Below are 20,458 nucleotides of genomic sequence, written 5' to 3' on the forward strand. Positions count from 1 at the left end.
GCTACCGCCTCTTTTTTGCTTTTGCTGTGAGGGTGACCTCTGATGAGTCACAATACCGATCAAGACCCCAACGGCCTCAAGGATGATGCCCAAACTGCTTCATCGATACCCGAGTCAATTGCCGAGGGTGTCGATGAAGAGGTTGTCGAGTCCAACCGCCGTGTGTTTGTTGGCTGGCAGTTTTTTTTGTTTGCTGCACTGGCCATTGGCTATTCAAGCTTCCACCTGTTTTCGCTCAATGTGTACCCGATGGAAACCTGGTCGTTTCGCATTGTACATATCGCTGGTGCGCTCATTTTAGGGTACGGGCTGTTTGCCGGTGCTCGCTTTGCAGAAGATGATCAGCAAGCCTCCCCTGCATGGCTCAAATGGGCCAGCTATGCGCTCTTAGCGCCTGCGATCTATTCACTTATACAAGTCTTTTTGATGCAGCAAACACTCAATGGCGGTGCGATGCGCATTGATCCAAGCATTGAGACACTGCATTACGGCTATCCACTCATAGCCACCACGGCAGCAGCCATTGCCCTGTCTTGGTTCTATCGGCAGGCACGCCACCGCTTTAATCCCGCCGACCTCGTTTTAATGGTGTGTGCCATCGCCAGCGCTGCTTACTTGTTGATGGCCTTTAATACCAATATGCGCATGTCGACAGGCACCTCGTTTGCTCCTCCCGGCATTTCTTGGGCGGCCATTGCGGGCTCACTGCTGATTCTAGAGCTAACTCGTCGGGTGGCTGGTTTAGCATTGGTGGTGATTTCAGCGGTTTTCCTGGTCTATGTCTTTGCTGGCCAGTATCTACCAGGTTTCCTAGGCTACCCAGGTTTATCTGTGCAGCGCTTCTTTAGTCAGGTCTATACCGATGCAGGCATTCTTGGCCCAACGACGGCGGTGTCATCGACCTATATCATTTTGTTTATTATTTTTGCGGCGTTTTTACAGGCCTCGAAAGTAGGTGATTACTTCGTCAACTTCGCATTTGCAGCCGCTGGCCGTGCCCGTGGTGGCCCGGCGAAGGTATCTATTTTTGCTTCCGGCTTAATGGGCATGATCAACGGTACGTCAGCGGGCAACGTGGTATCGACTGGCTCGCTTACCATCCCATTGATGAAAAAAGTCGGCTATCCAGCGCGCAGTGCTGGTGCCATTGAAGCAGCGGCGTCCACGGGTGGTCAGATCATGCCGCCCATCATGGGGGCAGGCGCCTTTATCATGGCGGAAGTCACCGGCATTCCTTATACAGAAATTGCAATTGCGGCGGTCATTCCAGCCATTCTTTACTTCGCCTCTATCTACTTTATGGTGGATTTTGAAGCGGCGCGTAAAGGCATGCGTGGCATGCGTAAAGATGAAATTCCGCTATTCTCCAAACTAGTAAAACAGGTCTACCTATTCGCCCCCATTATCATTCTTATTGTCGCTCTCTTTATGGGCTACTCCGTCATTCGTGCCGGTACACTAGCGACAGCATCAGCGGCAGTTGTCAGTTGGATCTCACCCAATAAAATGGGTATTCGGGCTATTTTGAGAGCACTCCAACTAGCGGGCATAATGTCGATTCAGATCATTGCTGTCTGTGCTTGCGCAGGCCTTATTGTTGGCGTCATATCGCTGACGGGCGTCGGCGCGCGCTTCTCTTCACTGCTGTTAGGCCTTGCAGGGGTTAGCCAGCTATTGGCATTGGTCTTTGCGATGTTGATCAGTATCCTGCTCGGCATGGGCATGCCTACGACGGCAGCCTACGCGGTAGCAGCATCGGTAGTGGCACCCGGCTTGATCAATATCGGTATCGAGCCGCTCGTCGCACACTTCTTTGTGTTCTACTTTGCGGTCGTGTCGGCCATTACGCCGCCAGTGGCGTTAGCATCTTACGCCGCCGCCGGTATTTCTGGGGATAACCCCATGGGCACATCGGTCGCTTCGTTCAAAATTGGTCTTGCTGCATTTATCGTGCCGTTTATGTTCTTCTACAGCCCAGCCATGCTAATGGAAGGCTCCGCGATGCAAATACTGCGTGTCGGTGTGACCGCCACACTGGGGATCATCTTGCTTTCGGGCATGGTGCAAGCATGGTTCTTTGGGCCGGTAAACACCTTACAGCGTGTGGTTATGCTGGTCGGTGCGCTGTTTATGATTTACGGCGGCATTTACAGCGATATTGCTGGCCTGGCCATTGGCGCAGCGCTGTTCATTATGCAGCGTAAACAGCATGGCAATAAGGCGACACCCAGCACCACATGACGGCGCAATCTGCTATTCACTCAACCACTAGCCGTTAATCGCCCAACGAAAACGCCCGCTCGAGTTTTATCGAGCGGGCGTTCTTATTGATCACTAAGCTAGGTTCTTTAAGGGCGTACTAGCCTCTCAGATTATCAACAATTTTCAGTACGGGTGCTGCCTGATTAAGCGTGTAGAAGTGTAGACCAGGCGCACCACCATCAAGTAGGCGCTCACACAAACGGCTAACAACATCCGTACCAAAAGCGGCAATAGCGTCACTATCATCACCATAAGCTTCCAACTGCTTGCGAATCCAACGGGGAATTTCTGCGCCACAAGCATCTGAAAAACGCGCCAATTTGGTGTAGTTAGTAATCGGCATAATGCCTGGAATAATAGGCTGCTCAACACCTAGCGCTCGGGCTTTTTCAACAAAATGGAAGTAGGCATCCGCGGTAAAAAAGTACTGGGTAATGGCCATGTTGGCACCAGCCTTCATTTTACGGGCAAAGTTTTCCACATCCTTATCGAGATTGGGTGCCTGTGGATGAGATTCAGGATAAGCAGCCACCGCAATATCAAAATGGTCACCGGTTTCCGCACGGATAAACTCTACAAGTTCGTTGGCGTAGCGCAACTCACCAATGCTTCCCATGCCCGATGGCATGTCGCCACGTAGCGCCACTAAGCTGTCGACACCCTCTTCACGATACTGCGCTAGCAGGTCGCGCAATTGCGCTTTTTCACTGCCAATGCAGGAAAGGTGTGGCGCTGTCGTAATGCCGCTTTGGCTAACGGTGCGCACAATATCGCGTGTGCGCGCTTGAGTGGAACCACCGGCACCATAAGTGACCGAGAAAAAGCGCGGATGTCGAGCGGCCAGTTCATCGCGCACGTGCATTAACTTCTCTCTTCCCGCATCGGTATTGGGCGGAAAGAATTCAAAGCTAATACCTAACGGGTGCTCTTGACTGCTCATGGGACTTCCTCGCAAAGCGTTAACATCGTGATAATTTAGGTTATTCTCCTCTTTCCGCCGCGCTGGAGCTAATGAAAGATTCCACAGTCGGCCTTTAATTCGGCTCATGTTAGCTATTTACGCAACTACTTAGCTATTCACACAACGACGTCGTCACCTAACGACTCAGGATGCAGAAATGGATTTAGCGCCAAGTGCCCTAATGGGGCCACTGTTGATGTTATTGGGGTTTGTAGGATTGGGGTGGATTGCTGCACAGCGCTTAAAAATCGACCCACGCCCCATCGCCACACTATTGGTATACATGATTGCACCACTCACCATTTTCCGCGCATTAATGAACGGCGGCCCAACACCAGATTATCTACTGTTAACACTGGCGCTGTTCAGCTTGGTGAGCATCATGGCGCTGGCCGTGCGCTGGTTTACCCAGCACCGCTTTGGGCCTCAGGAGGGGGCACTTTTAGCGTTCTCTTCTGGCACTGGCAACACGGGTTACTTTGGCCTGCCTGTGGCGCTAATTTTACTGCCGCCAGAAGGTGTCACGCTTTATCTATTCTGCATGTTAGGGATTAATCTATATGAGTTTACGGTGGGATTTTACTTAAGTGCGCGTGGCCACTTTTCCATTCGCCAAAGTCTGATCAAAATTGCTCGACTGCCGTTGGTCTACGCATTTTTGTCTGCGCTGCTGCTGAGTGCACTCAACGTGACACTTCCCAGCGCACTGATGAACTCGCTTGACGTTTTCCCCGCCACCTACACCCTGCTAGGCATGATGATTATTGGCATGACCCTTAGCCAGGTTACGCTTGATGCTTGGGATTCCCGCTTTGTTGCCACCTGCGTAGGCTTACGTTATCTACTTTGGCCGCTGGTGATGCTAATCGCCGTTTTATTACTTCAAGCCTTGGGCTCGCTTGCACCAGAACTCGGTATGGCGTTGTTACTGTTAGGCGTCGTACCCATGGCCTCTAACGTGGTGGTGGTCGCGATGGAGCTAGGGATTCAACCGCAAAAAGGAGCATTAGCGGTGCTTACCACCACGCTATTAGCGCCATTACTAATTCCTCTCTATCTTCACCTAATGCTGCAACTTACCGGGCTAGGCCTCTGATTGGGTTAAAAGCCTTCAACCCCCGCCAGCTTTAGCTGAGCGGCCATCCGCTGCACGTCTGGATGGCTGAAAAATGCCACCAGCGCGTCAGCACGCACGGAGCCAACGCCGGGTTCGGCTTGCCAATCTGAGTGTGTGTAACCTGCTAACGTATCCCAATCCCCTAGCTGGGCGCTGCCACCTGGTGGTATCCCTAACGCCCCTAACCACTGAGCATAGGAGGCCGCCTGTGCGGCCTGGAACTGAGCGACAAGCGCTGCTGAACGAACGCTTCCCACGCCATGTGCCCGCTGAAGCTGTGCCGGCGTTGTTGCCAGCCAGCCTAGCAGTTCGGTCACAACACCTGCCTCCATAAGCGCTTGCCAGGTGCCCTCTCCCACGCCCTGCATGTTTAACTGATCGCTTAAGAAGCTAAGCCGCGCCAGCAACTGCGCGTCGCACTCCGCGGTGAGTGTAAAACAACTTAATAGGTGATAACGTTCTGGCGAGGGAACGCCAAGGGCCGCTCGCTCGTCGGTTTGCCAAACAACTTCTGTTGCCTGGGGAATGGTGAGACCCGCCAGTGTGATCGCGATATGATCACCCGGGCGCACATCCCATGCTTCCCAGCGCTCTAGAGACCCCAGCGACACACGACTAATACGCCGTCCTTCTAGCGTGATTGGATAAAGCCACAACAGCGGCGTCACGCGCCCTGTTCGGCCAATGCGAAACTCGACGCCACGAACCTGAGCTAACGCCTGCTGAGCGGGATACTTCCACGCAACAGCCCACTCCGGCGGCGATGATGACCAGCGTTGAACCCCAGGGCGTTCGGACTGTTTCAGTACTACTCCATCGGTGGCGAACGGCAATGGGCCGTTAAACCACGTATCGCGCCAGTTGGCGGCGTCATGCTGGGCATTGATAGGGTGGGTGTAATCGGCGGTATCAAAGCCTAACGCGGTCAGTTGGCCTAGCCTTTCATTCATCTCTCTCGGCCCTTCTGGCCAATCCCAGATAAACAGCCCGATACGCTCACGGGTTTGCCGCGAAGGTGATGCCTGAGCCATGGCCCCGGCAACAGCACCTCGCGCGCCAGAGGCGGGACTCTGCGACTGAATATGGCCATTTAATATCCAGTAGAGTTCGCCCTGGAATACGGCGGATAGCGACGTTGGCAGTGTGTTTGGCACGGCGGGAAGCTGCTGTACACGAGCCGTCCAGTTCTGCCCGCGTTCACCGTCACCGCGGCTAACCGCTTCGACCAACACGCCCTCTTCGTAGCGTAGCGTTATCGCGACACCATCGACCTTAGGCTGAATCCAAAGATCGTCCCGGCGGCTAATAAAGCGTCGCACACCGTCATCATCGGCTTTATTCAATCCCGTTTGCGCCACGGGGTGATCTAGAGTGCCAGCGCTACGGGTGACTCTGGTTAGCGGTCGCTGCCGGGCCGCTTCACCCAGGCAGGCTTGCCAGTTTGCTAGCCGAGCGACCGCTTGATCGTAAAGCTCATCATCAATCAGTGACTCGCCCTGATCGTGATAGGCAGTATCCCATCGAGCAATTTGCTCAGTCAGTGTTTCGCTCTCTTGCGCTAGCCGTTCACGGGGCCAGTCAGGGCACACATTGGCCTGTGCGGATAAGGTGACACTCGGTAAGCACGCACTTAACAACACTGCGCTTAATAGCGTTGCTCTCCCCAATATTAGTCTCAATAAAGCGGTGATCAGTAGCCAACGCTTGTATGCTTTTCTGTTGGTATCCATACGCTCTCTCTCGGCACCCTGTCGCGGCGCTTCCCTTTTAACTAGCAGCGTCTAATAAAACGCCAGATGAGAAGAGTGACCTTAGCGCATAGTGAAAAATAAACATTCAACGCAATAAAAAGCCCCTTGGCATCAGCCAAGGGGCACGTTATCGACATGCTTACACTACCGTCACACGTCTTGTTACAAACCAGCAGCCTGGCGCAGAGTGTCGGCTTTATCAGTTTTTTCCCACGGGAAGGCGGTAAAGGTTTCTGTATGAACTTGGCCTTTGTCATCTACCCAGCTGTAGCTATGCTCAAACGGCTCACGCCCAAAGTGACCATAAGCAGACGTGAGGCGATACATCGGATGTAGCAGATCGAGCATTTTGGTAATCGCGTAAGGGCGCAGATCAAAGTGCTCACGCACTAGCTCGACAATTTTAACATCGTCGATTTTACCGGTGCCGAAGGTATCGATGGAAACCGACGTCGGCTCGGCAACGCCGATAGCGTAGGAAACCTGGATTTCGCACTTATCAGCCAGACCTGCGGCAACGACGTTTTTAGCCACGTAACGGCCAGCGTAAGCGGCGCTGCGGTCAACTTTAGACGGGTCTTTACCAGAGAAAGCTCCACCGCCATGACGCGCCATACCGCCGTACGTATCGACGATAATTTTACGCCCTGTTAAGCCACAGTCGCCCACCGGGCCACCAATAACAAACTGGCCGGTCGGATTAATGTGGTACTGGGTATGCTCATCCAGCCACTCAGCGGGAATCACTTGCTCGACGATTTCGCGCTTAACCATTTTGCGCAGGTCATCTTGGCCGATTTCCGGGTCGTGCTGAGTAGACAATACGACGGCGTCGACACCACAGGGCTTGCCTTCCGCGTTATAACGGAACGTTACCTGACTTTTGGCATCTGGGCGTAGCCACGGCAGCAGACCGTTTTTACGCAGCTCCGCCTGACGCTCAACCAAACGGTGCGAGTAGTGAATTGGCGCCGGCATAAACGAATCAGTTTCGTTGGTCGCGTAGCCAAACATCAATCCCTGATCGCCAGCACCCTGATCTTCAGGTTTCGTGCGGTCGACACCTTGAGCAATATCAACGCTTTGCTTGCCGATCAGGTTGATTACCCCACAAGTTGCGCCATCAAAGCCCACGCGAGATGAGGTGTAGCCAATATCAGTAATCACGTCACGCACCAGTGCTTCCAGATCAACCCACGCAGACGTGGTGATCTCACCAGCAATAATGGCAACGCCTGTCTTCACCATGGTTTCACAGGCAACGCGGGCCTGTTTATCTCGGGCGATAATGGCATCTAGTACCGCGTCGGAAATCTGGTCGGCAATCTTATCAGGATGCCCTTCTGAGACAGACTCGGAGGTAAACAGGGAATATTCGCTCATCGCGCTCTCGACCCTCTGTATGACGGCTGCAGAGTGACCGCAGCATCAGCAGGAAATCATGGCAGGAAGTTCAGTTCCCTGCCCATATATAGAAGCGGCACGACTATTTTCGCTACCACTTCGGGAGGCAGAGTCTACACGCTGTTGGGGGTTCTTCCCAGAACGTGGCTCCAGAATTTGCCGCCGCCGGGGAAGTCAGCGACAATAGCACCTTTATTATTTCCGTTTTCAGGCGAGGAGCACCCCCATGCCGTCCCGTTTTGAGCTGGCCAATGCCATTCGCGCCCTTTCCATGGATGCTGTTCAGAAGGCCAAATCTGGCCACCCTGGCGCGCCTATGGGCATGGCTGATATCGCCGAGGTGCTGTGGAATGACTACCTCAAGCACAACCCCGAAGATCCCAAATGGGCTGATCGCGACCGCTTCGTGTTGTCTAATGGCCACGGCTCAATGCTGCTTTATTCGCTGCTGCACCTCAGCGGCTACGAATTAAGCCTGGAACAGCTGCAGAATTTCCGCCAGTTGCACTCACCCACGGCTGGTCACCCCGAATTTGGCTACGCCCCAGGCATCGAAACTACCACCGGCCCGCTGGGCCAAGGGTTCGCCAACGCCGTTGGTTTTGCGATTGCTGAAAAAACCCTGGCCGCGCAGTTTAATCGCCCTGGCCACAGCATTGTTGATCACCATACGTGGTGCTTCCTGGGTGACGGCTGCTTAATGGAAGGCATCTCCCATGAAGCCGCATCGCTGGCAGGTACTCAGCAGCTTGGCAAGCTGATTGCCCTGTATGACGACAACGGCATCTCTATTGATGGCGAGGTGGAAGGCTGGTTTACCGACGACACCGCTAAGCGCTTTGAAGCGTACGGCTGGCACGTGGTGCCGAACGTCGACGGTCATAAGCCGGAAGAGATCAAAGCGGCTATTGAATTAGCCAAGAGCCACGACGATAAGCCGAGCCTGATTATCTGCAAAACGATCATTGGCTTTGGCGCACCGAACAAACAGGGTAAAGAAGAGGCACACGGCGCACCCTTAGGTGACGATGAAATTGCCCTCGCCCGTAAGCAACTCGGCTGGGAACACGCACCGTTCCATATCCCCGAGCCCGTGTACTCTGCTTGGGATGCCCGTAACGCTGGCAAAACCCGCCAGCAGGAGTGGGATGCCCGCTTCGCCCGTTATGCCCAAGCATTCCCAGCCGAAGCCAAAGAGTTTGAGCGCCGTATGAAGACGCAGCTACCGGCAGAACTTTCAACCGCCGCGCTCATTGAGCAGGCGCAAGAGAAAGGCGAGAGCATTGCCTCTCGCAAGGCCTCTTTTGAAGCGTTGAATGTTATCGGCCCGCAAATGCCCGAGCTGCTCGGTGGTAGCGCTGATCTTGCGCCATCTAACTTGACCTTCTGGAAGGGCGCCAAAGCCATCACTCCGGAAGACGCTAGCGGCAATTACCTGCACTACGGGGTACGTGAGTTCGGCATGGGCGCGGTGATGAATGGTATCGCCCTCCACGGTGGTTTCGTTCCGTATGGCGCGACCTTCCTGATTTTCATGGAATACATGCGTAACGCCGTGCGGATGGCCGCGCTGATGGGCCAACAAGCCATTTATGTATTTACCCATGACTCTATTGGTCTGGGCGAAGATGGTCCCACCCACCAGCCGATTGAGCAGCTGACCAGCCTGCGCACAACGCCTAACCTGAACACATGGCGCCCCTGTGATGCGGTTGAAACAGCGGCTTCCTGGGATGCAGCGGTGAAACGCCATGCCGGCCCTACCGCGTTAGTGCTCTCGCGCCAGAACCTGCCTCATCAGCAACGCACCAAGGCGCAATTAGCGGCCATTCAGCGTGGTGGCTACATTTTGAAAGACAGTGACGGCACGCCCGAGCTGATTTTGATTGCCACTGGCTCTGAGGTATCGCTTGCCATGGACGCCGCAGCAGAACTAGAACAGCAAGGTAACGCAGTGCGCGTGGTTTCCATGCCGTCAACCTACTGTTTTAATGGCCAAGACGCGGAATACCGTGAAAGTGTACTGCCCAAAGCAGTCACCAAACGGATTGCGATCGAAGCGGGCCATGCCGACTACTGGTACAAGTACGTTGGCCTGGATGGACGTGTTATCGGTATGACCACCTACGGTGAGTCTGCACCTGCGGGCGAACTGTTCAAACATTTCGGCTTTACGGTTGAAAATATTGTTAAACAGGCCAATGAGCTGCTGGCCTAACGCCATGCAGGCTGATCTAGCGCGGGTTCTGCCATGCCCGCGCTAAATGGTCTGCTTTGGCTAATTAGCTATTGGTTAATTGGGGAAGTGGTCATCCACTTCTCCGGTTTGCCTTTTTCTTCAGGGGTGGTGGGCATGCTGTTGCTATGTGCCACCCTTGGTGTCTTAGGGCGCGTGCCTTCAAGTTTAGCGGCCGCAGCACAACCGTTAATCGCGCTGCTGGCCATGTTGATTATGCCAGGCGTCGTTGGCGTGTTCTTTATTCTGGATGAACTCGCGGGTCAGTGGTTCGCCATACTTATTGCGCTATTGCTAGGGACGTTATTAAGCGTGATTACCACGTTATGGTTATTACAACGGCTAATTGGGCGATCAGATGCCCACTGATATGTTGTCCACTCTAACAGCCACACCGCTGTTTGCTGTAGGACTTACCCTTGCAGCCTATTTGCTCGGCAACCTGATTTTTAAGCGCTTGCGCAACCCTTCTTGGCTACCCGCTATTCTAATCGCTGCGTTGCTATTAGCAGCGGCACTTGTCGCGATAGGGCTGCCTTATTCGATTTACCAACAAGGGGCCTCATGGCTCACCATTTTGTTAGGGCCGGCGACTGTTGCCTTAGGCATGCCACTCTATCAACAGTTGCCACGCATTCGTGAACTGTGGCAACCGCTGACACTTTGTTTACCGATCGCCGCCGCACTAGCGGCCTGCTACGCAATCGGCATTGCTTGGCTAATGGGGGCTAGTCCCACTATTTTGGCGTCACTCGCCGCTAAATCAGTCACCGCGCCAATCGCCATCGGCATTACTGAACAGCTCGGCGGCAACGTAGCGTTACTAATGGGGGCGCTGTTAGTGACAGGAGTGGTTACCATTCCCTTCGTGAGTGTCGTTGCCCGGCTGCTAAAAATTAACGATGAACGCATTATTGGTTTCGCACTGGGTCTCAATGGCCATGCCATTGGCACTGTGCGAGCCTTTGAACTGAGCCCAACGGCTGGCGCGTTTGCCTCGTTAGGCATGAGTTTAACCGGTATTTTTACCGCCCTGTTGCTGCCACTCGCCTGGCGGCTGATCGGCACGGTCAGCTGAAAAACAAACTCAGTTGAAATACGCTATCATTGAGCAATTTTTTGAGAGCCGCTTCGCGACATGGCTAATGCAAACTCGACATATCGAATTGCCATTAATGGTTACGGACGCATTGGCCAATGCGTGTTAAGAGCGTTGGTTGAGCGCAACCACCCAGAAATTGAAGTGGTCGCCATCAATGAGCTATCTGATCTTGCGACGATTACCTACCTTACTCGCTACGATACGACCCATGGTCGTTTCCCTGGCGAAGTAGACAATGACGGTGAATGCCTGCTTATCAATGGCCAGCGCATACACGTTCTTTGCGAGCGTGACCCGCAGGCTCTGCCCTGGGCAGCACTAGATATTGATTTAGTTCTGGAATGCTCTGGTAGTTTCAAGGATCGTGCGACAGCGGAGCAGCATTTAGCCGCTGGCGCTAAGCGACTGCTGTTTTCTCAACCCGCCGAAAGCGATGTGGATACGACGATTGTGTGGGGCATCAACGAACATGAGCTCACACTCTCCCACCGCATTCTCTCAGCAGCCTCATGCACCACCAACTGCCTTGTCCCGTTACTCACCGTACTGGACGAAGCACTAGGGCTTGAACACGGCGTTACCACCACTATTCACTCGGCCATGAACGACCAGCCCGTCATTGATGCTTATCATCAAACGGATCTGCGCCTGACACGCTCGGCCATGCAGTCAATTGTCCCCGTAGACACGGGGTTGGCCGTCGGGATCAGTCGCCTGATGCCAAGTCTGTCCGGTCGTTTTGAATGCCTGCACGTGCGCGTACCCACCATTAATGTCTCTGCGATGGATGCCGCATTGACTGTGCGTCGTGATACGAGCGCCGAGCACGTTAACGACTTACTACGATCCGCCAGTCAGCAGCGCTTAGCTGGCGTATTAGGCTATACCGAAGCCCCCATGGCATCGATAGATTTTAATCATGATCCACGCTCTGGCATCCTAGACGCCACGCAAACACGGGTCGCGGGGACACGCTTAATTAAGCTGCTGTGTTGGTTTGATAATGAATGGGGCTTTGCCAATCGTATGCTGGATATCACCCAGCGGCTGGCATCGCTTTCCAAAAGCAACGCTCGCTAGGCCTGCATCATGTCTTTTCATCTGCTTGAACACGAGGAAACCGCTCACATGAACGTGCAAAAAATGACCGACCTGCCCCTGGAAGGGCAGCGCGTGCTGATTCGTGAAGACCTTAACGTACCGATCAAGCATGGACGTGTTTCCAGTGACGCTCGTCTTCGCGCGGCGCTGCCAACCATTCAGGCAGCAGCTCAAGCAGGTGCAAAAGTGATGCTAATGAGTCACTTAGGCCGTCCTACTGAAGGTGAGCCTGCTGAAGAATTTTCACTCGCACCCGTCGCTGAGCGCTTAGGCGAGTTGCTTAGCCGCCCCGTTACGCTGATCAGCGATTATCTCGAGACAGCGCCAACATTGGCTAACGGCGATGTTGTGCTGCTAGAGAACGTGCGCTTTAACAACGGTGAGAAAAAGGACGACGAACAGCTTTCCAAGCAATACGCAGCGTTATGCGACGTTTTTGTAATGGATGCCTTCGGTACGGCTCATCGTGCGCAGGCCTCTACTCACGGCGTGGCGCGCTTTGCGCCACAGGCGTGCGCAGGACCGCTGCTTGCCCAAGAGCTTGATGCGCTTGAAAAAGCGTTGGCAAACCCGGCGCGCCCCATGACAGCCATTGTAGGCGGCTCTAAAGTATCCACCAAGTTAGACGTACTCACCGCCCTTTCAGACAAATGCGACCAACTGATTGTTGGTGGTGGTATCGCCAACACGTTTATCGCTGCGGCAGGCTATAATGTTGGCAAATCGCTCTTTGAGGCAGATTTGATCGGCCAGGCAAAAGCACTCATGGAAAAAGTAGCCATTCCGTTACCGACGGATGTCGTCGTTGCCACTGAGTTTTCTGATTCCGCAGAAGCTGTCATCAAGCCAGTTGATCAGGTCGCCGATAACGAAATGATTCTGGATATCGGTCCCGACACCGCTAGCTACTTAGCCAGCTTACTGAAAAATGCAGGCACTATTTTGTGGAATGGCCCTGTCGGTGTATTTGAAATTGATCAGTTTGGTAAAGGAACCGAAGTGCTTTCTCAGGCGATTGCCGACAGTAGCGCTTTCTCAATTGCTGGGGGCGGTGATACGTTAGCAGCGATTGATAAATATGCCATTGCTGACCGCGTTTCCTATATCTCTACTGGCGGTGGCGCATTTCTTGAGTACGTTGAAGGCAAGCAGTTGCCTGCCGTCGCCGCACTCGAGGCTGCCGCTCAGCGCGGTTAAATCTTTAAACAAATGGCACGCTCACTGCCTTTGTACATACATACAACCCAACTAAGGTGATCCCATGGCTTTGATCAGCATGCGCCAAATGCTCGACCACGCAGCCGAATATGGCTACGGCATTCCAGCATTCAACGTTAATAACCTTGAGCAGATGCGCGCCATCATGGAAGCTGCTGACGCCACTGACTCGCCGGTTATCGTGCAAGCCTCTGCTGGCGCGCGGAAATATGCTGGTGCCCCCTTCCTGCGCCACCTGATCTTGGCAGCAGTTGAAGAGTTCCCGCATATTCCAGTCGTGATGCATCAGGACCACGGTACTAGCCCTGCTGTTTGCCAGCGCTCCATTCAACTCGGCTTCTCCTCAGTAATGATGGACGGCTCTTTGGGTGAAGACGGTAAAACACCGATGGACTATGACTACAACGTCGATGTCACTCGCCGTGCCGTAGAAATGGCGCATGCTTGTGGTGTCTCCGTTGAAGGCGAGCTAGGCTGCCTAGGCAGCTTAGAGACGGGCATGGCTGGCGAAGAAGACGGCATTGGTGCCGAGGGCAAGCTGGACATGGAACAGATGCTCACCGACCCTGAAGAAGCCGCTGAGTTTGTCAAAGCAACCCACGTGGATGCGCTGGCTATCGCCATTGGTACCAGCCACGGGGCTTATAAATTTACCAAGCCACCCACTGGCGACACCCTGTCGATCCAACGCATTAAAGAGATCCATGCGCGCATTCCCGACACGCATCTGGTAATGCACGGTTCATCATCCGTGCCACAAGAGTGGCTGGAAGTGATTAACCAGTATGGTGGTCAAATTCCGGAAACGTATGGTGTACCGGTCGAAGAGATCATCGAAGGCATTAAACACGGTGTTCGTAAAGTCAACATCGACACCGATTTACGTCTTGCTTCTACGGGTGCAGTCCGCCGCTTTATGGCCCAGAACCCTTCCGAGTTCGACCCGCGTAAATTCCTTAAAGAAACCGTGACCGCCATGCGTGACCTGTGTATTGCACGCTATGAAGCTTTCGGCACTGCTGGTAATGCGAGCAAAATTAAACCCGTCAACTTAGAAGTAATGTTCCAGCGTTACGAGCGCGGCGAGCTGGCACCGAAAGTGAAGTAACGTTCTCTTCACGCATTCCCCTTAAGGCGGCCGATTGGTCGCCTTATTTTATTGCAGCGCAGCGCTAATTCGCGACGCTTAACACGCTAAAAGCACTACTCATTATCGTTGTTGCTCTGCTCACCCTCGCCGCTTTCGGTTGCATCCTCGGCACTACCAGTACCTCCCGTGCCTCCCTGTGTATCTTCTGCATTATCAGCATGGTTACTTTCATCGCCGCTGGTTTCCTCAGCGTCGTTGGAAGTGGGCTCATCTCGCTGAACTGCTCCTGCCTTGATACCGTACTTCTCCTCTAATGCCGCATCGTCTAATGCGTCGTGCTGCGTATTATCTGAATCTGACGTTTCGGCTTGCGCTTGCCCTGCCATCAGTAGGGATGTACAGAAAGCAATTGAAAACACCCAAGGTGTAAATCGCATCGAAGCTCTCCTTTTTTGTGGTTATCAAAGCTTAGTCTAAACATGGCTACCCATCAGTGCTGTTGCTTTAAAAAGCCCTTCCTGCCCCTGCAATGAGGCTATCACTCAGCCCTTTCCTTGGGCCCCTAGATATAAACCTGTAAAAAATTATCAAACAGTGTTCACAAAGAGCTAAAAATCCCGTTCAATAGCAGTATGGTCGGCTTAAACTAACACGGGCAGCGCGAAAGACGTTGCAAGGAATGACAATGCCGCTTCCACTTTTGCTGTTTGACTGTGATGGCACCCTCGTTGATAGCGAGCCACTTCTAGCGGAAGAAATGGCTATCGGTCTAAATTCGGTAGGCTTACCCTTTAAATCCACCGATTATCTCGGCGAGTTTCGAGGTGCCCGTTTTCGACGAATTGTGGCAGAGTTACAGCAGCGTTACGGTAGTGTCGATGAAGCTCAATTAGCTAGCATGGAGCAGGCGATGCGAACCAACTTAGCTAATCGTTTATCAAGCGAGCTGAAGGCAATTCCTGGCGTCCATGAATCACTTGAAGTATTGAGTAATTACCCGAGTGCGGTTGTATCTAATGGCCCAGAAAGCAAAATTCATACTGCTTTACAAGCAACCGGCCTCGCCAGCTACTTTGGGAAGCGTTTGTTCAGCGGTTATACGGCTAACTGCTGGAAACCAGAACCCTGTCTTCACCTTCATGCAGCTAGTATCATGGGTTTTTCAGCAAGTGACTGTATTGCCATCGACGACGCACTCGTTGGCGTAAGGGCAGCACTACAAGCTGGCATGACCGTCATTCACTTGAATCGTTACCCAGACGCTGAAACGACACCTGAAGGCGCTATTATGATCAGTAACATGTATCAGCTTCCTGTCGTCGTCGAGCGCCTTACTCATGAAAAGTGGCAGATACCAGTGCCTCAACATTCAATAGAGAAATAAGTATGGCTTCATTACGTGATCAGCTCGGCGGCCTTGTGTATTCAACAGAACAAGGCAAGACTTGCCCAAGCTGTCGCGAGTCTATCGACCAATGCCGCTGCGCAGATACCAGCGAGCAAGCGCGCATTGCTAATTTAGACGGAATTGTACGAATCCGACGTGAAACCAGTGGTCGCAAGGGAAAAGGAGTCACCACGATTAGCGGCATACCGCTTTCCAATGCGGAGTTGAAAACGCTTGCTAAGACACTGAAGAAACGCTGTGGCACCGGTGGTGCTGTAAAAGATGGCATTATCGAAATTCAGGGCGATCACCGGGAAACGTTACAGCAAGCATTAACATCGTTAGGCTACCAAGTTAAATTAGCAGGTGGTTGACACACTTCTGTGATAGCGCTCTGTCTTGAGGCAAAGCACTAAAGGGCAAGGCACTGCAATGAATTGGTTAGAATACCTGCTACCACTCATTTTTCTGTTTCCCATGGCGGCCATGGGTGGCATTGTCTTGGCGCTGCGTAGCCTTCACGATGCACGCGTTCAGTCTCCCTTTAATGCTCCCTTGCGTGAACCCGGTCAAGCTCTGCGGCACCGCCTTGACCAAGCTTTTTCTAGCCTGTTTTTAAATGGTGCGCTCGGTCCCATTATTAGCCTTGCCCCGCTGGTGTATGGCATGGGCCGTATGCTGTTTGTGGAGAAGCAAGACTGGTTGGAGTGGGCATTATATGGCTTACTTAGCACGCTGTTAGTACTGGCTTTTTCACTGTTACTTGTGCGCGATTACCAGCGCATTCGCCGTCTTAAACTCGGTTTAGCTTGTGAATTAGCCGTTGGCCAAGAACTTGAACGCATGGTGAGGCCAGAAGCCCACCCTTATTATGTGTTTCACGACGTCCCCACCGATAGCTTTACTATTGACCATGTCGTTGTCACACCACATGGCGTTTTCGTGGTAGAAACACGTGCACGAGCATTAGCGATTGGTAGCAATGGTAAGGAGCTAAATAGCGTAGCCGTTGAACGTGAGCGGCTACGTTTTCCTCACTGGCAAGAACGCCGCCCTCTGCACAAAACACGTCAGGGTGTTAGCTGGCTGACGCAATGGCTTGAGCGTCGTTGTGGTGTTCCTGTGCCGGTACAAGGTGTATTGGTTTTGCCGGGTTGGGACGTTGATACTAGCGAAGCTGCCCCCGATATATTAGTCGTTAGCGGTGAGCAGCTGTCGCGTCAACTAACCGAGCTCACCCCTGGCCAGATGAGCGATGCCATTCACGATAAAGTGATTCATCTACTCATTGAACGTGCACGCCTTATGGAGCTCAAGCACCTGCGTCAACCCTCCGTATAGAAGGTTAATTACCGCGCAAGCGCCCTCCCATTTCTTGCGCAAGATCAACAGCATAGTGATCGGTCATGCCACCAATAAAATCCAGCATGCGCCGATAGCTATCGTAGAGCGTCCAGGACGGCAATGGCGTGTTTTCACCAATCAACGCCAGCACGCGCTGGTGCTTGAATGAGCTATGCCCTGTGTGATGTAGTTCATTAGCAGCACCAATAAATGCTTCTAATAAAATCCCTAGCGTTGTATAGGCACCAATTTCAAGTTTGGCTTTGCGCTCATTTTGAAAAATGCGCTCACGAGCTAACTGCTTTGCCGCTTGAACGCCCCACCCCAGGTCAGGATGACACAGCTCCAATAAATCCTGACCTAACGTTCCGCTGAGCAACGCTTGCTCATGCTGCACAAAAACCGCCCCCACATCATTCACCGCGCGTTCCATAGCGGCACCGCGCAGTAACGCAATTCGACGCCGCTGAGATACTTTCCGCCTCTCCATCTCAGCGTATTCTGGAGGGAATTCGCCCGCGATCTGACGCAGTATCTCGACCACTTCCTCATAGCGAAGAATCCCCATCTCTAAGCCATCTTCTAAATCAAGCAGGGCGTAGCAGATATCATCAGCCGCTTCGACAAGCCAGGCAAGCGGGTGACGACACCAACGCTGATCTCCTTGGGCAAGAAGCCCGACAGCCTCAGCCACTTCTTTTAACAGCGCCTGTTCAGACTGGTAACAACCGAATTTACCAGCACGCCCGCTGTAGCGTACTGTCCAGGGGTATTTAAGCAGAGTACCTAACGTAGCGGCAGATAACCGCATGCCACCATTAAACTGGTTGTACTCAATTTGGGTAATAACACGGAAGCCTTGGGCATTGCCTTCGTAGGTCAGTAAGTCATCACGCTCTGCATCAGACAAGCCATCTAGCAAGCCACTTTGTTGAGCACGCCGAAACCAATCACGAATTGCATATTCACCGGCATGACCAAAAGGGGGGTTGCCAATATCATGCCCTAAGCACGCTGTCTGAACGATCACCCCTAAGTCAGCGGGTGTGATCCAGCCAGGCAGGCGGTCCCTTAGTAACTCGCCCACAATCATACCTAGCGAGCGACCAACGCAGCCGACTTCCAGTGAATGGGTCAAGCGCGTATGGATATGATCATTTTCAGTCAGTGGATGCACTTGCGTTTTCCGACCCAAACGCCGGAAGGAGCCCGAGAAAACGATACGATCATGATCTTTATGAAAAGGACTTCGCCCGATTTCATGGGTTGCTTCACGCACACCGCCAGGGCGTTTATCGTGAAGGCGTTGAGGGGATAATAACTGGTCCCATTGCATCTGTGTCATAGCGTTCCTCCGTGAGAGCAACATTTTGACATAAATCCAAGCAAGATAACCGCCTTCAACCTCAAGACATGCGTGCAGCGGCAAACGTCGCTACACACATGTTATATGGCAGTGGCACGCCCCATTGATCAGATAATTTTTAACGCTCGGTAGAGGGGCAACCGCGCGTCTAGAAAATCACCAGCCTGACGCTCAAGCTCAGCCAAATTCTCATTTTCATCTGAAACTGGCTTGCCCTCTTTAAGCAGGCATTTGTTTTGAGACGCCAAAATACGCCATGCAAAACTAGCTAACGTTTTAGCGTCCTCGCCGCCCTCTAACGTGGCAAGCAGGAAAAACTGATGGAACAGCGATACAGCGACACCACCTCCCGTCACCGGGCTTGCGAGATAACTCAACTCAGTCGTGCTTCTTGACTGGCTCATTAAAAAACGATTTAGTCGACCAGTCTTGGACGCTACTTTAGAAATATCATCGTCGGACTGGGCAGGCAAAATAATACCCTTTGATGCCAGTATGGCAATTGCACTGTTCAATGCAGGACGCCCCACTCCATGCTCTTTTGCAACCTGCCAAAGTTCGGATACAAATACCGGTTGATAGGATGAAAGCGCATCTAGCAGCGGCGTATAAATATTGCTAGGCAAGTCAAAATTACCCAGTCGCCCTGCGATTTTTAGCTGCACATCTTTACGTGGCACTCCCATAATCACGCGAAGACCATCTAGCATTTCATCTTTATCAAGCCCACTTAAGCGGCGCGCCCCTTTTACCCAATAATCGGTACGAAACTGACGGTTCTCACAAAAATCACGCACCGACTGGCGAAATAGCGGGTTAGGAATGTTATTAATTAAGGCCTGTTGCTCATTGGTTAACTAAATACTTTCAATGGCATCTACATATCGCGCACTGCAAGCCCAATCCATCTTGGCGGGTTCTAGCCAGCGTGCCATTTTAGCAAATGCCATCGGCTCCCAATCGCGGTTAAAGTATTCATGAGCTATGTAATTTTTATTATCTTGTTTAATTTTCGCTAAGCGATTCTTAATCTGGGGGTTAGCATTACAGTACTCTGGGTTCACGGCCACCAGCTGCTCGGCAAACGTGATCGCGTCTTCAATTCTCGAAATGGTGCCCGCCCCCTGAGCACTCATAAGGTCCGCGTGCTCGGCTAATAGGTCACGCATAGGCACCATGGCTGCCCATCCTGGTTGTGTGTTGTAGCTAATGTACAGCACACCTCCCACCTTCAGCTTACGGCGAATAAAATCGACAATCACTGCGCGGTTTTCATCCGAAATCCAGCTCCATATGCCGTGAAGGCCGATATAGTCGAATTCAGGTAGGTCATCACGCTGGCAAAATTCATCAAATGCATCATCATGTAGCTTTGCATTAGCACCGCTAATAGATGATAACTCCTGCGCAAAGGCTGCTTGATGGGGATTAAAATCTGTCCCGTACCAATTGATTTGTGAAGCAGCCGCATGAATGTTGGTGCTAATGCCCTGACCAAACCCCAGTTCACAGGCATTAATAACGTTTGGCGGCCGAATACCGGCGTTGATAAATCCTAGCGCAATTCGCAAAGGATTAAGTTCAGTATAATACCCATAAGTATAATTAATATCCGCTATGTATCCAGACGTCCAATCCAACATAACACCTGCTCCCAAGCAATGGCGTATTATTCAATTGTTAAGCGAAGCCACTTATCACCAGAGTCTGAGAAACAGATAGAAATACGCATATCGCTCTGCTAGCTCTGACACACACTCGATGACATAAACCCTGGCACAAACACTGTTGTTAGAATCTTGATAGTGAAGTATTTGATCCACTGGGTCTACTGGAGAGATGATGGGAAGTTTGAAGGATTGTTACGCAATCACTAACTATATAATTGAATAAATTCGTAAATTTTTTTTGCTGCCAGCTAAGTGACTTTCTTTCACACACAAAAAATCCAGCCAATGGGCTGGATTCTTTGTTTAATAAGTACCTGGCGATGACGCCACCCAGCCCTCCGCGCCGCCTCGTCATTCCCGCAGGCCCTTAGCGGGAATCCATGTTGGCCTGAGGTTTCGGGCTGTTGCAGGCCAAGGTCAAGGTGGATTCCCGATAACCCCACTCGGGA

Annotated in this window: 17 protein-coding genes and 1 pseudogene; 11 read left to right on the forward strand and 7 right to left on the reverse strand. The window is 52.4% G+C overall.

Annotation, left to right across the window (positions count from 1 at the left end; translation table 11 throughout):
- The first annotated feature begins 42 nt into the window (after positions 1-42).
- Positions 43-2,241 carry a TRAP transporter permease gene (locus INT21_RS08510; RefSeq protein WP_083000260.1) on the forward strand — a complete coding sequence of 733 codons (2,199 nt, stop codon included), beginning with the start codon at positions 43-45 and terminating at the stop codon, positions 2,239-2,241.
- A gap of 118 nt (positions 2,242-2,359) precedes the next feature.
- Here INT21_RS08510 and metF read toward each other — a convergent pair whose 3' ends face one another.
- Positions 2,360-3,202 (reverse strand): methylenetetrahydrofolate reductase [NAD(P)H], encoded by an 843-nt coding sequence (gene metF / locus INT21_RS08515; RefSeq protein WP_038480077.1) that lies wholly within the window; start codon positions 3,200-3,202, stop codon positions 2,360-2,362.
- 178 nt (positions 3,203-3,380) lie between these two features.
- Here metF and INT21_RS08520 point away from each other — a divergent pair, with 178 nt between their 5' ends.
- Positions 3,381-4,319 carry an AEC family transporter gene (locus INT21_RS08520; protein ID WP_083000257.1) on the forward strand — a complete coding sequence of 313 codons (939 nt, stop codon included), beginning with the start codon at positions 3,381-3,383 and terminating at the stop codon, positions 4,317-4,319.
- A 5-nt stretch (positions 4,320-4,324) separates the two neighbouring features.
- Here the strand turns inward: INT21_RS08520 and ligB are convergent, their stop codons facing one another.
- A complete protein-coding gene (gene ligB / locus INT21_RS08525; protein ID WP_226916956.1) occupies positions 4,325-6,070 on the reverse strand; it encodes an NAD-dependent DNA ligase LigB in 1,746 nt (581 codons plus the stop codon).
- A 183-nt stretch (positions 6,071-6,253) separates the two neighbouring features.
- Positions 6,254-7,474: a methionine adenosyltransferase gene (metK, locus tag INT21_RS08530; protein ID WP_083000252.1), complete on the reverse strand. Its 1,221-nt coding sequence runs from the start codon at positions 7,472-7,474 to the stop codon at positions 6,254-6,256.
- A gap of 247 nt (positions 7,475-7,721) precedes the next feature.
- On the opposite strand from metK, the gene tkt reads away from it, so the two are divergent.
- The 6 genes from tkt to fba all read left to right on the forward strand — a co-directional run bounded on the left by tkt (position 7,722) and on the right by fba (position 14,260).
- A complete protein-coding gene (gene tkt, locus INT21_RS08535; protein WP_193085071.1) occupies positions 7,722-9,713 on the forward strand; it encodes a transketolase in 1,992 nt (663 codons plus the stop codon).
- 33 nt (positions 9,714-9,746) lie between these two features.
- Entirely contained in the window at positions 9,747-10,100 is a 354-nt protein-coding gene (locus INT21_RS08540; protein ID WP_089037279.1) for a CidA/LrgA family protein, read from the forward strand.
- The gene (locus INT21_RS08545; protein ID WP_193060204.1) at positions 10,090-10,809 is read left to right on the forward strand and encodes an LrgB family protein; all 720 of its coding nucleotides are present in this window, start codon (positions 10,090-10,092) and stop codon (positions 10,807-10,809) included. The genes INT21_RS08540 and INT21_RS08545 overlap by 11 nt, the downstream gene beginning before the upstream one ends.
- A gap of 60 nt (positions 10,810-10,869) precedes the next feature.
- The gene (locus tag INT21_RS08550) at positions 10,870-11,913 is read left to right on the forward strand and encodes a type I glyceraldehyde-3-phosphate dehydrogenase (protein ID WP_193060205.1); all 1,044 of its coding nucleotides are present in this window, start codon (positions 10,870-10,872) and stop codon (positions 11,911-11,913) included.
- Positions 11,914-11,961: 48 nt separating this feature from the next.
- Positions 11,962-13,131 (forward strand): phosphoglycerate kinase, encoded by a 1,170-nt coding sequence (locus tag INT21_RS08555; RefSeq protein ID WP_193060206.1) that lies wholly within the window; start codon positions 11,962-11,964, stop codon positions 13,129-13,131.
- 64 nt (positions 13,132-13,195) lie between these two features.
- The gene (gene fba, locus INT21_RS08560) at positions 13,196-14,260 is read left to right on the forward strand and encodes a class II fructose-bisphosphate aldolase (RefSeq protein ID WP_038480053.1); all 1,065 of its coding nucleotides are present in this window, start codon (positions 13,196-13,198) and stop codon (positions 14,258-14,260) included.
- Between the two features lie 95 nt (positions 14,261-14,355).
- Here the strand turns inward: fba and INT21_RS08565 are convergent, their stop codons facing one another.
- Positions 14,356-14,679, reverse strand: coding sequence for a hypothetical protein (locus INT21_RS08565; protein WP_193060208.1), 324 nt, complete (start codon positions 14,677-14,679; stop codon positions 14,356-14,358).
- Positions 14,680-14,927: 248 nt separating this feature from the next.
- On the opposite strand from INT21_RS08565, the gene INT21_RS08570 reads away from it, so the two are divergent.
- From INT21_RS08570 to INT21_RS08580, 3 genes are read left to right on the forward strand one after another with little or no spacing between them, the layout of a single operon-like run.
- On the forward strand, positions 14,928-15,626 hold the full coding sequence (locus INT21_RS08570; RefSeq protein ID WP_193060209.1) for an HAD family hydrolase: 699 nt from the start codon (positions 14,928-14,930) through the stop codon (positions 15,624-15,626).
- 2 nt (positions 15,627-15,628) lie between these two features.
- Positions 15,629-16,003: a translation initiation factor Sui1 gene (locus INT21_RS08575; protein WP_125744723.1), complete on the forward strand. Its 375-nt coding sequence runs from the start codon at positions 15,629-15,631 to the stop codon at positions 16,001-16,003.
- Positions 16,004-16,061: 58 nt separating this feature from the next.
- Positions 16,062-16,970 (forward strand): nuclease-related domain-containing protein, encoded by a 909-nt coding sequence (locus INT21_RS08580; protein ID WP_089037272.1) that lies wholly within the window; start codon positions 16,062-16,064, stop codon positions 16,968-16,970.
- Positions 16,971-16,974: 4 nt separating this feature from the next.
- Here INT21_RS08580 and INT21_RS08585 read toward each other — a convergent pair whose 3' ends face one another.
- The 3 genes and pseudogenes from INT21_RS08585 to INT21_RS20355 all read right to left on the reverse strand — a co-directional run.
- Entirely contained in the window at positions 16,975-18,318 is a 1,344-nt protein-coding gene (locus INT21_RS08585) for a deoxyguanosinetriphosphate triphosphohydrolase (RefSeq protein ID WP_193060210.1), read from the reverse strand.
- 128 nt (positions 18,319-18,446) lie between these two features.
- A pseudogene (locus INT21_RS08590) lies at positions 18,447-19,982 on the reverse strand (class I SAM-dependent methyltransferase).
- Between the two features lie 290 nt (positions 19,983-20,272).
- Positions 20,273-20,458: hypothetical protein (locus INT21_RS20355; RefSeq protein WP_226930613.1), on the reverse strand; the 186-nt coding region annotated here is incomplete at its 5' end.

This window comes from Halomonas sp. 3F2F, from assembly GCF_014897805.1.
Lineage (GTDB): Bacteria > Pseudomonadota > Gammaproteobacteria > Pseudomonadales > Halomonadaceae > Vreelandella.

Bases quoted from the DNA above. Each gene is read 5' to 3' on its own strand.
- INT21_RS08510 (WP_083000260.1), top strand. From the start codon at position 43: ATGAGTCACAATACCGATCAAGACCCCAACGGCCTCAAGGATGATGCC.
- ligB (WP_226916956.1), bottom strand. From the start codon at position 6,070: ATGGATACCAACAGAAAAGCATACAAGCGTTGGCTACTGATCACCGCT.
- metF (WP_038480077.1), bottom strand. From the start codon at position 3,202: ATGAGCAGTCAAGAGCACCCGTTAGGTATTAGCTTTGAATTCTTTCCG.
- INT21_RS08550 (WP_193060205.1), top strand. From the start codon at position 10,870: ATGGCTAATGCAAACTCGACATATCGAATTGCCATTAATGGTTACGGA.
- metK (WP_083000252.1), bottom strand. From the start codon at position 7,474: ATGAGCGAATATTCCCTGTTTACCTCCGAGTCTGTCTCAGAAGGGCAT.
- tkt (WP_193085071.1), top strand. From the start codon at position 7,722: ATGCCGTCCCGTTTTGAGCTGGCCAATGCCATTCGCGCCCTTTCCATG.
- INT21_RS08570 (WP_193060209.1), top strand. From the start codon at position 14,928: ATGCCGCTTCCACTTTTGCTGTTTGACTGTGATGGCACCCTCGTTGAT.
- INT21_RS08545 (WP_193060204.1), top strand. From the start codon at position 10,090: ATGCCCACTGATATGTTGTCCACTCTAACAGCCACACCGCTGTTTGCT.
- INT21_RS08555 (WP_193060206.1), top strand. From the start codon at position 11,962: ATGAACGTGCAAAAAATGACCGACCTGCCCCTGGAAGGGCAGCGCGTG.
- fba (WP_038480053.1), top strand. From the start codon at position 13,196: ATGGCTTTGATCAGCATGCGCCAAATGCTCGACCACGCAGCCGAATAT.
- INT21_RS08580 (WP_089037272.1), top strand. From the start codon at position 16,062: ATGAATTGGTTAGAATACCTGCTACCACTCATTTTTCTGTTTCCCATG.
- INT21_RS08565 (WP_193060208.1), bottom strand. From the start codon at position 14,679: ATGCGATTTACACCTTGGGTGTTTTCAATTGCTTTCTGTACATCCCTA.
- INT21_RS08540 (WP_089037279.1), top strand. From the start codon at position 9,747: ATGCCCGCGCTAAATGGTCTGCTTTGGCTAATTAGCTATTGGTTAATT.
- INT21_RS08575 (WP_125744723.1), top strand. From the start codon at position 15,629: ATGGCTTCATTACGTGATCAGCTCGGCGGCCTTGTGTATTCAACAGAA.
- INT21_RS08585 (WP_193060210.1), bottom strand. From the start codon at position 18,318: ATGACACAGATGCAATGGGACCAGTTATTATCCCCTCAACGCCTTCAC.
- INT21_RS08520 (WP_083000257.1), top strand. From the start codon at position 3,381: ATGGATTTAGCGCCAAGTGCCCTAATGGGGCCACTGTTGATGTTATTG.